Raw genomic sequence first — 14,489 nt, 5'->3', positions numbered from 1 at the left:
TGACAATGAGAACAGCAAAAAAGGACGGCACCTTGCACGAAGCACTTTTCACTCCGATCACCCTCGGAGCAATCGAGGCCAAAAACCGCATCTTCATGGCGCCGCTGACCCGCGGACGGGCCAGTATGCCAGGCTTTGTCCCGAACGAGATGATGGCAACCTATTATCGCCAGCGCGCCGGTGCGGGCCTGATCATCAGTGAAGCGACCGGTATCAGTGTCGAAGGGCTCGGTTGGCCTTCCGCGCCCGGTATCTGGAGCGATGAACAGGTCGAGGGCTGGAAACAGGTCACCGAAGCGGTGCATGAAGACGGCGGTAAGATCGTGCTGCAGATGTGGCATATGGGCCGGATCGTGCATCCCGTTTTTCTTGGCGGTGAACAGCCGGTGTCGGCCTCGGCAACGACTGCTCCGGGACAGGCCCACACGCCGGAAGGCAAGAAAGATTACATGGAAGCCCGCGAGTTGAGCGTGCAGGACATCGCCCGGGTAGTCGAAGATTACCGGCATGCCGCGCAAAATGCCAAGAAGGCAGGCTTCGACGGGGTTCAGCTCCACGGCGCAAATGGCTATCTGGTCGACCAGTTCCTGCGGGACAGCACCAATCTACGGACCGACGAATATGGCGGTCCGCCGGACAATCGCGTGCGGTTCCTTCGTGAAGTCCTCGAAGCGTTGATTTCCGTCTGGGGCGCGGACCGCGTCGCTGTCCGGCTATCACCCAACGGTGACACGCAAGGCTGCGATGACAGCGATCCCGCGGCAACATTCGGCGCGGCAGCCAAGGTGTGCGAAGACCTCGGCCTGGCGTTTCTCGAACTGCGCGAACCGGGGCCCGATGGCACTTTCGGGAGCACCGACGTTCCCAAGCAAAGCCCGCTGATCCGCTCGATCTTCTCCGGCCCGCTCGTTCTCAACAGCGATTACGATGCGGCCAGCGGCGAGGCTAATGTCGCGTCCGGCAAATGCGATGCCATTGCTTACGGAAGGCCGTTCATTTCCAACCCCGACCTGCCCGAACGGATCCGGGTCGGCGCCGAGTTTGCTCCAAACGTGAACGTGCCGGAAAGCTGGTACCTGCCGGGACCTGCCGGGTATATCGATTATCCGGTGATGGCCGGCGAGCAGGAAGCCGCCGAATAGACCCCTTGGCTATTCCTCCGGGGCGGGTTCTTCCGCCTCGGGGTCTGGCTCTGCTTCTTCGGCAACCTCTACGGGTTCGTCGGTGTCCGGATCATCCGCGTCGCTTGCCTCGGCGCGCGGGACTTCCAGCGGCGGCGATTGCGACTGGACGGTATCGAGCGGTAGCATCGCGTCGCTGATCGAACCTTCCAGGACTTCTCCGGATGCGGAGCCGTCTTCATCCGAAGCGGGATCATTCCCGCAGGCGGACAGCGTCAGGGCTGCGGCCAGAATTACAATATGACGTATCACTCGATTACTCCGCATGTCTTGCCACATCGGCGAAAAAATCGTCGGCGCGGGCTAGCAATGCCTTATCCCACGCATCCGGCGCAAGCGGGATCCCGAGCCGGGCGAGGCTGGTGACCCCGTATTCGGCGATCCCACATGGCACAATACCGGTGAAATGGGATAAATCGGGGTCTAGATTGACCGAGAAGCCATGCATCGTAACCCAGCGGCGGACGCGCACTCCGATCGCGCCGATCTTCGCTTCGCTCCCGTCGATATCGTGGGTCCAGATGCCGATCCGCCCTTCCGACCGCCAGGCTTCGACGCCGATATCGGCCAATGTGCCGATCACCCAGCCCTCAACGGCATGGACGAAATTTCGTACGTCGCGGCCACGGCGCCCGAGGTCGAGCAGCACGTAGCCGATCCGCTGCCCAGGCCCATGATAGGTGTACCGGCCGCCGCGCCCCGCCTCCACGACTTCGAACCGCGGATCGAGCAGTTCCGCTGCAGCAGCGCTGGTTCCGGCGGTATAGATCGGTGGATGTTCCAGCAGCCAGACAAGCTCCCGCTCCGTCCCGGCCGCTATCGCGCGGTTGCGCAGATCCATCTCTGCCAAGGCCTCGCGGTAGGGCACCAGCGCGCTCTCGCAGCGGTATTCCGGCTGTGCGAGCGGCGCCTGCGCGGAGGATGGGAACAGGTTTTTTTCCATTTGATTTGCGTGGCAAGTCCAGTCCGGCTTATCAAGAGGCTTGTGTTCTAATGAATTTTCCCGGGGGAGTGCTTCGAAATGAAACTGGATATGGGCAACGCGTGGAGCGAGGCGACCGCGATGATCTCTGCCAATCGCGAACTGGTGGCGATAATTGCAGGCATTTTCGTGTTCTTGCCGACCATCGTGCTGGCCGTGATCGCTCCTGAAGCCGCCACAGGCCCCACCGAAGTCAATCAGAACGACCCGATGGCTACGATGCAGGCGTTTTATGCGCAAAATGGCATTTGGCTGTTCGTGATTGCGATTATCAACGCGATCGGATCACTGGCATTGTTTGCTCTCTTCGCCGATAACCGGCCTACCGTCGGTGATGCCATCACCACCGGCATAAAAACGCTGCTGCCCTATCTTGCAGCGCAAATCCTGCTGATACTCGCACTATCCATCCTGCTGGGTATCCCCGTGGGCCTGGCGGTTGCTGCCGGAGGATCGGCAGCCGGCGTGCTGGTCGGGATCGTGGCATTCGTCGCGCTGGTTTATGTCATGATCAAGTTTTCGCTGCTCGCACCGGCGATGATTATCGGCGGTATCCTCAATCCGGTTCGGGCGCTGCGCGCATCGTGGAACGCCACCAAGGGCAACAGCCTGCGGTTGCTGCTGTTCTACTTCCTGCTCGGGATCGCGGTCGTAGTGGTCGCCATGGTGTTTGGCCTGGTGACCGGATTGTTCGTCGCGATGCTGGGAACGGGCGCGGTCGCTGTGATGCTTGGCGGTGCGCTAAACGGCCTGGTCAGCGCCGTGTGGGCGGTGGTGATTGTCGCGGTCCTTAGTGCGACCTATCGCCAGCTGACCGGCCCATCGACGCAATCGGTGACCGAAACCTTCGAATAGCTATGGCGGGACGCAGGCGGGCGGGAAACGCCCGCCCTGCCCTGGTCAGGCCGCGTCTTCCTTCCAGCCCCAGAAAAGCTGGCAAGGCAGGACATTAAGCCATTGGAAGCCCTGTTCGATGTGGGCGAAATGCTTCGCCATAAAATCCCTCGCGGCGGCGGAGAACTGGTACACCAGGAATGCGCCGCCGGGACGGATAATCCTGTGCGTCGCCTCGACTATCGCCGGGCCCACGCCGGCTGGCAACGTCGAGAACGGCAGCCCCGACAGAACATAGTCCGCATGGTCGTGCCCGTGGTCGTGCACGATGCGTTCAACATCCTCCGCCGACCCCAGGACCGCCGTGAAACGGCTGTCGGTAATCGTGCGGTTGAGATAATCGATGAACAGCGGGTTGGTGTCGATCACCAACAATGCGCCGTCCTGACGCAGGCGTTCCAGCACCGGCCGGCAGAAGGTGCCGACGCCCGGCCCGTATTCGACGAACAGGCGGCATTCGTCCCATTTGACCGGCTCCAGCATCTGGCGGATGGTGAACCGCGACGAGGGGATGATCGATCCGACCATCTTGGGATGTTCGACGAAGCCGCGGAAAAAGACCGCCCATTGGCCCAGCAATTGATCGAAACGTAACCGGCTGAAACGATGTGGCTGTACGCCTCTGGGAGAGGCTGCGAGCTGGTTGGATTTGGTCAAGAAGTGCGTCCCGATAGCTGGGCGCGGCGTGTTTGCCGCTAGGTATATGTGCGTTGCCAAATGCCCATACCGATTGCAAGGTGCTGCTTGCAACCCTTCGCTTGCAACCCCGCCGTGCGAAGCCTAGCGCCGGAACCCGATATGGCCGATGCAAACCCGCCCGAAAGTCTGACGCCCCACCCTGCCCCGGTGCGCCCGATTTCGCGCAACCGGATGGCTTTGCTGTTTGCGGTGATGTTGACGACCGCCGCGGGCAATACCGCCATGCAGTCGGTTATGCCCGCGATCGGTACCTCACTGGGCGTGGCGGACGTCTGGATCAGCCTTGCCTACAGCTGGTCGGCGCTATTGTGGGTGATCTGCGCGCCGATCTGGGCGCGTAAATCCGACCAGCGCGGCCGCAAGGCGATGATGGCGCTGGGCCTGATCGGTTTCAGCGCATCGATGGGCTTGTGCGGGCTTGCCTTGTGGGTAGGCCTCAACGGTTGGCTCCCTGCCTTGTGGACCCTGTTACTATTCGCGGCGGCGCGCAGCCTCTATGGCGGTTACGGTTCCGCCGCTCCGCCCGCGGTGCAGGCCTATGTTGCATCGCGCACGGCCCGGTCGGAGCGGACGCAGGCGCTGTCGCTGATCGCGTCGAGCTTTGGCCTCGGGACGGTAATCGGCCCGGCGCTGGCGCCGCTGATGGTCATGCCGGGGCTCGGACTGGTCGGTCCGTTCGCGGCCTTTACCCTGCTTGGCGTGGCGACGCTGGTGGCCTTGCGGATTTTCCTGCCCGATGACGTTCCGCAATTCGCGGCGCGGGGGGCTGCCTATGACGCACCCTATGGGTCCGGCGGTTCGAGCCGCGAGCCGCAAGCGGATGACGAAGACGACGGGCCAGCGGCGCAAGGCCCCGCAGACAAACTCGGCTGGTGGGAGCCGCGCCTGCGGCCATGGGTCATCTCGGGCCTTCTGGGAGGTCATGCACAGGCGATGGTCCTGGGTATTTCGGGCTTCCTCGTGCTCGACCGATTGGGCCTTCGTAGCACGCCGGAAGCGGCGACAGGGTCCATTGCAATCGTGCTGATGTGCGGCGCGATTGCAACCTTGCTGGCGCAATGGGGGTTGATCCCGCGCCTCAATCTTGGCCCGAGGGCGGCGATCCTGTGGGGCTGCGCGCTGGCTGCCGTCGGAACGCTGATGTTCGGCACCGCGGACGAACTGCACGGGATTGCACTGGGTTACTCGGTCGCATCACTTGGCTTCGGCCTGTTTCGGCCCGGCTTCAACGCGGGAGCTTCCTTGGCGGTTTCACGCCATGAACAGGGGGAGGCCTCCGGAGTCGTCGCCTCGGCCACCGGCGCTGCATACATTGTCGCACCGGCCATCGGGGTCTGGCTGTACGGCCATTCCGACTGGCTGGCCTTCGCGGTCATCATCGGTCTGTGCTTTGCCGTGCTGGTGATCGGCTGGAAATCGCTTTCCGCCGACGAGGTGCTGACTGCCGACCGCTAGAGGATTTCCTCTAGCTTCTCCTTGGGTCGGCACAGACGGACGCCTTTCTCCGTTTCCACCAGCGGCCGGTTGATCAGGATCGGTTCGGCCATCATCGCGTCGAGTACCGTGTCGTCATCGGCATCGGGCAGGCCGCGCTCCTCGGCATCCGTCCCCATCAGCCGCAACCCCTCACGCGGGGCCATCCCGGCGTCTCGGTACAATTGCGCCAGCTTGTCCCGGCTGGGAGGGTTTTCGAGATAGCGGACCACGGTCAATTCGACGTCGTCCCGCTGTTCCAGAATCGCTAGTGTGTTGCGGGACGTCCCGCAATTGGGGTTGTGCCAGACGGTCGCTTTCATGCCGGTCCTTTGAAATATGGTGGCGCGAATTTTTCGTTACCCAACAAAGAATTTCAAGCCAACTGAATTGCACAAATAGAAGTGCAAACGGGTTCGGAACGTTCCTGCGGATCGACCGGAATAGCAACAAGGCGCGCGTTGCGCATCTTCAGCTCTTCGGACGGCGCGCATCAATCCATGCCGGAACCTTCCTTGCCAGCTCATCGAGTGTTGCCTTCAGCCGAGTTTGTTCGGATAATTTTGGTGGTTTAGGATCGTATCGCGTAACCAGATATTCACGCCTCGTACAAATCTCTTTCAGGTGTTGTATAGTTCGTTTCCTGAGCGCAAGTTTTGCGTCGAGTGCCCAGTCTGTTCGGGACACGAGGTCATGTTGAAGCCCTCTGTTTGATCGGCTGGCCGTCCTGCTGCTATGAGGATTGCGTTGAGGTAAAGCTCGATTGCATGAAGACTGACGAGACGGCAGGGAGCGAGCGACAAACGAGCACCGAGCCGTCCAGTTTGCGCCAGATTTGCAGCTGCTTGCCGGTATTCATCCGCAAGTTCAGCTATCTGCTCTGCCGAGGCGTCATGTCCCGGATAGAATTTTTGGCCTTCGACCGTCATATTTTCCTGATAACCAACAAGCTCAAAATTTCTTGTTAACTCCCAGTTCTGACACCGAATCTTTTTTCAGTGCCTAATCTTCCGGCCCAGTCCCTACGTCCGGCGCGACCATTGCCGGTACGGTGCGGGCGGCGTCTTCTCCGCTGATTCCGGGGGCCGGGGCGGCGCTGATCCGTTCCTGGCGGCGGGAGACGCGGCCCGCTTGCTGGATCGCGGCGACCAGCCGGGGGTACACGCCGCAGCGGCACAAGTTCGGCACCGCCGCCTCGATCTGTTCCTTCGACGGGTCGGAATTACGCTGGATCAACGCGGCGGCGGCGATGGCGATACCCGGAGTGCAGAAACCGCACTGAATTGCCTGCTGGGCCACCAGGGCTTGCTGCACCGGGTGAGACCGGTCGCGCGACAGACCTTCGATCGTGGTAATGAAGCGGCCCTCCGCCTCGGCGATCGTGATCAGGCAGCTGCGCAGCGCCTCGCCGTCGATCAGGACCATGCATGCCCCGCAATCGCCGGTCCCGCAGCCATATTTGGTGCCGGTCAGATTGGCCGCATCCCGCAGCGCCCACAGCAGGGGCGTTTCCGGGTTCATGGCGAATTCCAGCGGCCGTTCATTGACCGTCATGCGCGGCATGGCGTCAGTTACGCCAGCTGCTGTCGATCCGGTCGATCTTGCGCTTCCAAGCTTCGAAATCGGCATAGCCCGGTCCGCCCGGGGCCTGCGCCTGAATGATGTCACGCTGGTGCACTGCGATCACATCATCCGGGACATGGATCGGAATGCCCATCGACATCGTCGCAAGCTGGATTTCGCACGCCCGCTGCAGGGCCCAGGTTTGCACGAACATTTCGTGGATCGTCCGGCCCATCACCACCGGCCCGTGGTTGCGCAGCATCAGGATCCGCTTGTCGCCAAGGTTTTTGAGCAGGCGTTCGCCTTCCTCCGCGCGCACGGTGACGCCCTCGAAATCGTGATAGCCGACTTGGCCGATGAAATTGCAGGCGTAGAAATTGATCGGCAGGATGCCGCCTTCGCTGCTGCACACCGCCATCGTCGCGGTGGTGTGCATGTGGCAGATCGCGTTGGCAGCCGGCGCATGTTCATGGAAATAGGCGTGCTGGGTGAAACCGGCCTTGTTCACCGGATAAGGGCTGCCATCGAGCGTGTTGCCGCGGATGTCGATCTTCACCAGGTTCGAGGCCGTAACTTCCGAATACAGCAGGCCGAAGGGATTGATCAGGAAGGCATCGTCTTCGCCGGGAACGCCCACGGAGATGTGGTTGTAGATCGATTCCGACCAGCCCATGTGGTCGAAAATCCGGTAGCAGGCGGCGAGGTCCAGCCGTGCCTGCCATTCCGCTTCACTGCAATCCAACCCGGGTTTCGGATGGCCGGATTCTGCTTGGCCGGATTTTAGCTGGGTCGCCATTTTTCTCTCCTGACATCGTGATTTGCCCCAGTATCGCACGGGTGCGGCGCGCGCTGCAAGGCGGTGTTGCGGATTTCCCGCCAAACCGCTTTGCACCTGCGCCCCGCACCGCTAACGCACAGTCATGAGCGAGGCGGCGAAACTGACGCGCGGGACGATCCGCGGACATCTCGTTACCCAGACCCTCCCGATGGTTTTCGCGGTAGCGGCGGTAATGTCGATCGGGCTGGTCGATTCCTATTTCATCGGCCAGCTAGGCAGCAGCGAACTTGCCGCGATCAGTTTCATCTTCCCGATCACGATGGCGATCAGCAGCCTTGGAGTGGGCATATCGGTCGGCATCAACTCGGTCATCGCCCGCTCGCTCGGCGAAGGCGATGTCCCGCGCGCGGCCCGCCGGGCAAACTTCGGCCTGCTGTTCGCATTGGTGATGGGCCTCGCCTTCGCCATTGCCGTGTTCACTCTGGTCGACCCACTGTTCCGCCTGATGCAGGCCCCGCCCGAGCTGATGCCGCTGATCCGCGCCTATATGCGGCCCTTCGCGATGGGCCTGCCACTGCTGATGGGGATCATGGGGGTAAACGGTATCCTGCGCGGCCAGGGCGAAGCCAAGCGGACGTCAATCATCTCGATCACCTATGCCAGCATCAACTGGGTGCTCGATCCGATCCTGATAACCGGCGCCTTCGGGATCGAGGGTTTCGGTATTGCGGGCGCCGCCTATGCGTCGATCACGGGTTACGGCATCGCCTTCGCTCTTGGCATCTACCTGCTGCGAAAGACTCCGCTGCCGATCAACCCGGGGATGCTGAAGGATTCCGACCTCGGAGCGTCCTTCAAGGCGATCCTCAGCGTTGCCGGACCAGCGTCTTTTTCCAACGCGATCAATCCGATAGGCCTGTCTATCCTGACCGCGCTGATCGCGAGCCAGGGCCAGGCAGCGGTCGCAGGTTTCGGAGCGGCAGGACGTCTGCAAAGTTTCGCGGTGGTACCGCTGCTGGCGCTGTCATCCTCCATCGGCGCGATAGTCGGGCAGAACTGGGGCGCGGGCAAACCGGAACGGTCGCAGCGCGCCATGCTGTGGGCCGGGGCCTTCGCCGTCGGATACGGCCTCGTGCTAGCGGTTGTGCTGTTCGCCGCGGGGGAGTGGTTCGCGGATTTCTTCACCGAGGATCCGGCAGTTATCGCGGCCTTCGCCAGCTATCTGTCGATTGCCGCATGGGGGTATGCCGGGTTCGGCGTGCTGATCATCAGCAACGGGGCGCTTAACGGTGTCGGACGCGCGGGTACGGCGCTGCTCCAGTCCTGCGGCCGCGTGTTCCTGGTGATGCTGCCGTTCGCCTGGCTGCTGCGTCCGGCGTGGGGAGCGGAAGCCATCTTCGCCGCCGAACTCGCCGCAAATGTCATCGGCGGGACGGTCGCCGGCCTGGTTGTGTGGCGGGTGCTACGAGCTGGGCAGCCCAGAACCGCCCGATCGGCGGCGGGCTGACCCGGGCCGCGCTGTCGCCTCCCGGTGACAGATAATTAACCATCAGCCGCCATAGCAATCGAAGCTATTTTCGGGGGCGTGTATCGATGGATGACCTGCTGGCAGAATTCGTCGCGGAAACGCGCGAAATGCTCGAGGCGATCGAAGGTGAAATCGTCGCCTGGGAAGCTGATCCGGACGACCGCGCACGGCTCGATTCAATTTTCCGCTTCGTCCACACGGTCAAGGGCAATTGCGGCTTCTTCGACTATCCCGAACTTGAAAGCCTCAGCCACGCCGCGGAAAGCGCGCTCGCCGAGGTGCGTGCTGGCCGGCGTGTTGCCGACTTCCAGCTGGTTAACGGGGTTCTCGCGATCATCGACCGGATCGGTCGTATGACCGCCCAGATCGAAAACGGAGACGCGCTGAACTCTTCGGGCGATGACCTGCTCATCGCGATGCTCGATCCCGATAGCGAAGAGCACGACGAGCCACAGGAAATCCAGGCGACCGAGAGCACCCCCGCCAAACCCAGCACGCCCGCCGCAACGCCGCGCAGCATCCGCTTGCCAGTGGACCTGCTTGACCGGGTCATGAGCGGGGTTTCCGACATGGTTCTCGCCCGCAATGATTTAGCGCGCCGCCTGCGGGCTTCCGGATCCGAACCCTCCATCGATGGCCCGTTCGAGCGGCTTTCCGGCATCCTCAACGATGTTCGTGAAGCTACCACCCGGATGCGGATGCAGCGGATCGAATATCTCTACAATCCGGTTCCGCGCCTGGTCCGCGACCTGTCCGCCGAACTGGGCAAACAGGTCATGGTCGACCTCGAGGGCGAAGACGCGGAAATGGACCGCGAAATGATCGAAATGATCCGCGACCCGGTTACCCACATCATTCGCAACGCCATTGACCATGGCCTCGAAACTCCCGCCGAGCGCCGCGCCGCTGGCAAGCACGAGGTGGGCTTGCTGGGCATGACCGCGCGCCAGTCCGGCAACCGGATATCGATTGCGATCAGCGACGACGGCAGGGGCCTGGACTGCGCGCGGCTTGGCGCCAAGGCCGTGGCTGCGGGCTTGCTGACCGAGGCGCAGGTCGCCGAAATGTCGCGCGAGGACCTGCACCAACTGATCTTCGAACCCGGCCTATCCACCGCCGAAGTTGTGAGTGAAGTATCAGGGCGCGGCGTGGGCATGGACGTGGTCCGGGCAAACCTGGACAAGATCGGCGGCACGATTACCGTTCGGAGCACCCCCGGCGAGGGTACCGTGTTCATCCTAGCAATCCCGCTGACGCTCAGCATCGTCGCGGGCCTGACGGTGGCGGTCGGCGATCAGCGCTTCGCAGTGCCGCGTTCCTATGTTGAGGAAATCATGCACGGAGCGGCCAGTTCGCTGGAGTTTTCCAGCCTGGGAGACGCCGACCTGGTGACCTTCAGGGGCCGCCGGATACCGTGCCTGTCCCTCGCCCGGGTGTTGAACCTGCGCGAATCCACCGATTTGCGGCGCGAAACGCTGCTGTTGATCCGGCTCGGCACCGGCGACCTGTTCGCGCTCGCGGTGGACCGGGTATTCGATCACGAGGATCTGGTCGTGAAGCCGCTGGCGCCCGCGGTAATGGCGACCGGGATATATGCCGGCACGACCTTGCTCGACGATGGCAGCCCGATCCTGATGCTGGACGTGCAAACGATCGCCGCACAGAACGGGCTGGTCAGTGAAGTCAGGGTCCGCCCCTCGCCCCCCGAAAACGCAAATCGTGAACGCGCTGTCCGTACCCGTCCGGTCATGCTGTTTACCGGCATGGACGGCCGGCGCCGCGCCATTGCGATGGACCTGGTCCGGCGGATCGATGTCCTGTCCAGCGACGCCGTGGATATCGAAGGAAGCCGGTCGCAAATCGTGATCGAAGGCAGCATCCTGCCGCTGATTGGCCTTGATGACAGGGCGGGCACCGGCACGATCCCCGAAGGCAAGCTCAAACTGCTGCGGTTGTCGGACGGGCAGTGCGAACTGGCCTATGCAGTCTCCGACGTCTCGGATGCCTCGGCAATCGAGAACGAGATCGTGCCCAGCGAAGACGATCCGCTGATCGAAGGTGTGACCATGATCGGCGGCTACCCGACCCCGGTGCTGGACGGACTTGCCCTGTTCGCAAGGCATGGCCGGAAAATGCACCCGGGCGCGCCGGTGACTTGCCGCCTGCCAGCGAATGACGAATGGTCCAAGGCCATGTTGCAGCCGCTGGTCGAGGCTGCCGGATATCGTATCGCCGCATCCCCAGACGAGCCCGCGAATGTGACCATCCTGATGGATGACCAGCCGGTACCGGCGGATGTGTCCGCCACCGTGATCCGGCTCCATTCCGACAGCAACCAGCCGGAGGGGCGGGAACGCGGGATTTACCGTTACGACCGCGATGCCTTGCTGGCTGCGCTGAAACAGGCCCTGGCGGGGAGCGTGCGATGAACGAACTCCTGGTCATGACCCGGATTGCCGGCCGCCGTGCGGCGTTTCGGGCGGTTGAAATCCAGTCGGTAATCGAAATCGATTCGATCGCTCCGGTACCCCGCGCCCCCGACTTCATCTCCGGGTTGACGGCGATGCGCAGCCGTTCGCTGACCGTGATCGATTGCCGCAAATCGCTCGGCCTGGTTCCCGAGACTGCGCCCGACAGCCGCGCCGCCGTGGTCGAGATCGAGGGACATCTTTACGCCCTGCAAGTCGATAAGGTCGAAGATGTCACCGATGCGTTGTCCGAACCCGATCCGGTGCCGGGCGGCTTCGGCGAATCATGGGAGCGGGTAGCCTTGGGCATGGTGGAAACCGAGCAAGGTCCGGCGTTGTTGATCGACATCACCCGAATGGTCGCGGGGCCGCCCAGCCGAATACTAAAAAAGGCCGGAAAAACGGCCGAACCGAGTGTCAGCTTAAGCCGATAGTTACCTTAACCCCATAGGGCAGAGCGTGAAAGGGATCGTACCATCATGAAGAGCTGCCTCGTTGTCGACGATTCGCGGGTCATCCGCAAAGTGTCGCGCCATATTCTAGAAAGCCTCGGATTCTCGGTTGCAGAGGCGGAAAATGGCAAGGTCGCTTTGGATCATTGCCTCGATACGATGCCCGACGTGGTCCTGCTAGACTGGAACATGCCGGTCATGACTGGCATCGAATTCATCGTCCAGTTGCGCAAACAGCCCGGTGGGGACGTGCCCAAGGTGGTCTTCTGCACCACCGAAAACGATATCGCCCATATCCGCGAAGCCATCAGCGCCGGAGCGGACGAATATGTCATGAAGCCATTCGATCACGAGACGCTGCAGATAAAGTTGCAGCTGGTTGGCATGGCCTGAGAGCCTGCCAGTTATGCGCCATCTGTTTTCCCTTCCGACGCGGACGGAAACCCGTGCCGCACGGACAAACCGTGCCGGACGAGCCGCCGTTCGGGTTATGATCGTCGACGATTCGCTGATCGTGCGCACGGTCCTGTCCCGCATCATCGAGGAAGCTGACGGCTTCGAGATTGTCGCGAAATCCAGCAGCGCAGAACTGGCAATTGTGGACCTTGCGCACAAGCGTGTCGATGTGATCCTGCTCGACCTGGAAATGCCTGGCATGGGCGGACTTGATGCCCTTCCTACGCTCCTCGCCGCAGGCAGGGGTGCGCAAGTGCTGGTGGTATCCTCCCTGACCGAGGAGGGTGCCGAACACACCATCGCCGCGCTTCGAATGGGGGCCGCCGACACCATGCTGAAACCGAGGTCGGGCGGGTTCGACCAAGCCTACCGCACCGCCCTTCTCGAGAAAATCCGCGCGCTTGCGCCCTCCGCCCCGGGTTGTGTCGAACCCGTCGAAACAGATTTGCGCGAAACGGAAAGCGCCGCACCAAATGCCGCCCACCCCGCCTTGCGCAAGGCAGCGTCAAAAGCGCCCAGAGTGATCGCCATCGGCGCTTCGACCGGTGGGATCCATGCCTTGTGCATCCTGCTGCGAAACTTGCCCCCGCAACTGAATTTGCCGATCCTGGTCACACAGCACTTGCCCGAAAGCTTTATTCCGGTGTTCGCCCGCCAACTCGAAACCGCAGGGGGCCGAAAGGCCGTCGTGACTGGCGCGCGCACGCCGATCGAGGCCGGCTGCATCCATATTGCACCGGGCGGCGGACACATGATGGTCCGCGAAAGCGGAGGGCGCCTGATAGCCGAAATCGGCCATTTCCCGGTCGCCAGCGGGTGCCGCCCATCGGTCGACCCGATGTTCGAAACGCTAGCCGACGCAACCGGCGGGCATGCGCTGGGTATCGTCCTGTCAGGTATGGGCCGGGACGGCGCGGACGGCGCGGCTCGTCTGGTGGAGGCTGGCGGAACCATCCTGGCGCAGGATGAATCCAGCAGTGCAGTCTGGGGAATGCCGCGTGCCGTGGCCGAGGCCGGGCTGACCAGCGCAATCCTTCCCCCTGCCGAAATTGCCAAACGCATCGCACTGAACGTCGGAGCCTCGCCATGGAAGTGAGCGAAATTTCCCACCGGATCATTGCCGACTTATTGACCGCGCGTTCCGGCCAGCAGCTTACCGAAAGTCGCCGGTGGCGGATCACTTCAGCCCTTGGCGGAATTTTCCGGGACCGGGGCATCACCAACACGGACCAATTGGTCTGCCTGCTGGCCGAACCGCACGGCGACCAGCTCGCGCGGGAAGTGGTCGAGGCGCTGCTCAACAACGAAACCTATTTTTTTCGTGACCGGGTCATGTTCGCCTTGCTCGATACGCACGCTCTGCCGGCGCTGGCGAAGAAGCGCGCATCGTCGAAACGCCTCTCGATCTGGTCGGCGGGTTGCTCGACCGGGCAGGAGGCACTTTCCCTCGCAATGATGTTTGTCGAACAACCACAAAGATGGGCCGGCTGGCAGATCGATATCTTCGGCACCGATGTTTCGGCAGCAGCTATCAGAACTGCAAAGCGCGGCTGCTACAGCCAGTTCGAAATCCAGCGCGGCCTTGGCATCAGCCAGATGATCGCGCATTTTCGCGAAACTCCGGAGGGATGGCAGGCAAAGCGCAATTTGCAGCGAATGATCCGCTTCAAGGTCGGAAACATTCTCGATCCGGCGGGTGAATTGCAACGCCATGACCTGGTTCTATGCCGCAACGTGCTGCTGTATTTTGACGAAGTAACGCGTGAGCGGGCATTCAAACGGCTCGCCCAGAATATGGCGCAGGACGGATTGCTGATGCTGGGGGCCGGCGAAACAACGGTGGGACGGACCGGAACTTTCAAACCGTCGCGCGGAATGCAGGGCCTTTACACCAAAGCCAGCCCGGAATTGATCGCCAACCGGTGGAACACGGAAAGCCGGCCCGCCCGGGCCGATTTCCTGGCAACAGCCTCTACAGCGCGAAAATCAACACAGTAAATTCCGACTTAACGGTT

The 14,489-nt window shown here is 62.2% G+C and carries 16 protein-coding genes; 9 read left to right on the top strand and 7 right to left on the bottom strand.

Features of this window, described 5'->3' with window-relative positions:
• Positions 1–32 precede the first annotated feature (32 nt).
• Complete coding sequence (locus tag GRI65_RS11295; RefSeq protein WP_160757113.1) at positions 33–1,142, top strand: alkene reductase; 1,110 nt, start codon at positions 33–35, stop codon at positions 1,140–1,142.
• A 9-nt stretch (positions 1,143–1,151) separates the two neighbouring features.
• Here the strand turns inward: GRI65_RS11295 and GRI65_RS11290 are convergent, their stop codons facing one another.
• Both GRI65_RS11290 and lipB read right to left on the bottom strand, forming a co-directional pair.
• Positions 1,152–1,433, bottom strand: coding sequence for a hypothetical protein (locus GRI65_RS11290; RefSeq protein WP_160756679.1), 282 nt, complete (start codon positions 1,431–1,433; stop codon positions 1,152–1,154).
• A 4-nt stretch (positions 1,434–1,437) separates the two neighbouring features.
• Positions 1,438–2,124: a lipoyl(octanoyl) transferase LipB gene (lipB, locus tag GRI65_RS11285; protein WP_160756678.1), complete on the bottom strand. Its 687-nt coding sequence runs from the start codon at positions 2,122–2,124 to the stop codon at positions 1,438–1,440.
• Positions 2,125–2,202: 78 nt separating this feature from the next.
• Between lipB and GRI65_RS11280 the strand changes: the two genes are divergently transcribed.
• A complete protein-coding gene (locus GRI65_RS11280; RefSeq protein WP_160756677.1) occupies positions 2,203–3,018 on the top strand; it encodes a glycerophosphoryl diester phosphodiesterase membrane domain-containing protein in 816 nt (271 codons plus the stop codon).
• A 45-nt stretch (positions 3,019–3,063) separates the two neighbouring features.
• Here GRI65_RS11280 and GRI65_RS11275 read toward each other — a convergent pair whose 3' ends face one another.
• Positions 3,064–3,636: a class I SAM-dependent methyltransferase gene (locus tag GRI65_RS11275; protein ID WP_232844153.1), complete on the bottom strand. Its 573-nt coding sequence runs from the start codon at positions 3,634–3,636 to the stop codon at positions 3,064–3,066.
• 219 nt (positions 3,637–3,855) lie between these two features.
• Here GRI65_RS11275 and GRI65_RS11270 point away from each other — a divergent pair, with 219 nt between their 5' ends.
• Positions 3,856–5,211 carry an MFS transporter gene (locus tag GRI65_RS11270; RefSeq protein WP_160756675.1) on the top strand — a complete coding sequence of 452 codons (1,356 nt, stop codon included), beginning with the start codon at positions 3,856–3,858 and terminating at the stop codon, positions 5,209–5,211.
• Here the strand turns inward: GRI65_RS11270 and arsC are convergent.
• The 4 genes from arsC to GRI65_RS11250 all read right to left on the bottom strand — a co-directional run bounded on the left by arsC (position 5,208) and on the right by GRI65_RS11250 (position 7,588).
• Complete coding sequence (arsC, locus tag GRI65_RS11265; RefSeq protein ID WP_160756674.1) at positions 5,208–5,552, bottom strand: arsenate reductase (glutaredoxin); 345 nt, start codon at positions 5,550–5,552, stop codon at positions 5,208–5,210. The two genes, GRI65_RS11270 and arsC, sit on opposite strands and share 4 nt — an antisense overlap.
• Positions 5,553–5,849: 297 nt before the next feature.
• Positions 5,850–6,158, bottom strand: coding sequence for a hypothetical protein (locus GRI65_RS11260; protein WP_202391301.1), 309 nt, complete (start codon positions 6,156–6,158; stop codon positions 5,850–5,852).
• Positions 6,159–6,231: 73 nt separating this feature from the next.
• Positions 6,232–6,792 (bottom strand): (2Fe-2S)-binding protein, encoded by a 561-nt coding sequence (locus GRI65_RS11255; RefSeq protein WP_160756673.1) that lies wholly within the window; start codon positions 6,790–6,792, stop codon positions 6,232–6,234.
• Positions 6,793–6,796: 4 nt separating this feature from the next.
• On the bottom strand, positions 6,797–7,588 hold the full coding sequence (locus GRI65_RS11250) for a class II aldolase/adducin family protein (protein WP_160756672.1): 792 nt from the start codon (positions 7,586–7,588) through the stop codon (positions 6,797–6,799).
• A 124-nt stretch (positions 7,589–7,712) separates the two neighbouring features.
• Between GRI65_RS11250 and GRI65_RS11245 the strand changes: the two genes are divergently transcribed.
• The 6 genes from GRI65_RS11245 (at position 7,713) to GRI65_RS11220 (ending at position 14,472) form a co-directional block, all read left to right on the top strand.
• Positions 7,713–9,077 carry an MATE family efflux transporter gene (locus GRI65_RS11245; protein WP_160756671.1) on the top strand — a complete coding sequence of 455 codons (1,365 nt, stop codon included), beginning with the start codon at positions 7,713–7,715 and terminating at the stop codon, positions 9,075–9,077.
• An 86-nt stretch (positions 9,078–9,163) separates the two neighbouring features.
• Positions 9,164–11,527, top strand: coding sequence for a chemotaxis protein CheA (locus GRI65_RS11240; protein ID WP_160756670.1), 2,364 nt, complete (start codon positions 9,164–9,166; stop codon positions 11,525–11,527).
• Positions 11,524–12,000 (top strand): chemotaxis protein CheW, encoded by a 477-nt coding sequence (locus GRI65_RS11235; RefSeq protein WP_160756669.1) that lies wholly within the window; start codon positions 11,524–11,526, stop codon positions 11,998–12,000. Before GRI65_RS11240 ends, GRI65_RS11235 begins: the two co-directional genes overlap by 4 nt.
• Before the next feature lie 45 nt (positions 12,001–12,045).
• Entirely contained in the window at positions 12,046–12,411 is a 366-nt protein-coding gene (locus tag GRI65_RS11230; protein ID WP_160756668.1) for a response regulator, read from the top strand.
• A gap of 13 nt (positions 12,412–12,424) precedes the next feature.
• Positions 12,425–13,570, top strand: coding sequence for a chemotaxis-specific protein-glutamate methyltransferase CheB (gene cheB, locus GRI65_RS11225; protein WP_232844114.1), 1,146 nt, complete (start codon positions 12,425–12,427; stop codon positions 13,568–13,570).
• Positions 13,561–14,472 carry a CheR family methyltransferase gene (locus tag GRI65_RS11220; RefSeq protein ID WP_160756667.1) on the top strand — a complete coding sequence of 304 codons (912 nt, stop codon included), beginning with the start codon at positions 13,561–13,563 and terminating at the stop codon, positions 14,470–14,472. The genes cheB and GRI65_RS11220 overlap by 10 nt, the downstream gene beginning before the upstream one ends.
• Positions 14,473–14,489 lie beyond the last annotated feature (17 nt).

The organism is Allopontixanthobacter sediminis (genome assembly GCF_009828115.1).
GTDB classification, from domain to species: Bacteria; Pseudomonadota; Alphaproteobacteria; order Sphingomonadales; family Sphingomonadaceae; genus Allopontixanthobacter; species Allopontixanthobacter sediminis.
This window is presented reverse-complemented; position numbering and strand designations above follow the sequence as displayed.

Bases quoted from the DNA above. Each gene is read 5' to 3' on its own strand.
- lipB (WP_160756678.1), bottom strand. From the start codon at position 2,124: ATGGAAAAAAACCTGTTCCCATCCTCCGCGCAGGCGCCGCTCGCACAG.
- GRI65_RS11280 (WP_160756677.1), top strand. From the start codon at position 2,203: ATGAAACTGGATATGGGCAACGCGTGGAGCGAGGCGACCGCGATGATC.
- GRI65_RS11270 (WP_160756675.1), top strand. From the start codon at position 3,856: ATGGCCGATGCAAACCCGCCCGAAAGTCTGACGCCCCACCCTGCCCCG.
- arsC (WP_160756674.1), bottom strand. From the start codon at position 5,552: ATGAAAGCGACCGTCTGGCACAACCCCAATTGCGGGACGTCCCGCAAC.
- GRI65_RS11260 (WP_202391301.1), bottom strand. From the start codon at position 6,158: ATGACGGTCGAAGGCCAAAAATTCTATCCGGGACATGACGCCTCGGCA.
- GRI65_RS11255 (WP_160756673.1), bottom strand. From the start codon at position 6,792: ATGCCGCGCATGACGGTCAATGAACGGCCGCTGGAATTCGCCATGAAC.
- GRI65_RS11250 (WP_160756672.1), bottom strand. From the start codon at position 7,588: ATGGCGACCCAGCTAAAATCCGGCCAAGCAGAATCCGGCCATCCGAAA.
- GRI65_RS11245 (WP_160756671.1), top strand. From the start codon at position 7,713: ATGAGCGAGGCGGCGAAACTGACGCGCGGGACGATCCGCGGACATCTC.
- GRI65_RS11240 (WP_160756670.1), top strand. From the start codon at position 9,164: ATGGATGACCTGCTGGCAGAATTCGTCGCGGAAACGCGCGAAATGCTC.
- GRI65_RS11235 (WP_160756669.1), top strand. From the start codon at position 11,524: ATGAACGAACTCCTGGTCATGACCCGGATTGCCGGCCGCCGTGCGGCG.
- GRI65_RS11230 (WP_160756668.1), top strand. From the start codon at position 12,046: ATGAAGAGCTGCCTCGTTGTCGACGATTCGCGGGTCATCCGCAAAGTG.
- cheB (WP_232844114.1), top strand. From the start codon at position 12,425: ATGCGCCATCTGTTTTCCCTTCCGACGCGGACGGAAACCCGTGCCGCA.
- GRI65_RS11220 (WP_160756667.1), top strand. From the start codon at position 13,561: ATGGAAGTGAGCGAAATTTCCCACCGGATCATTGCCGACTTATTGACC.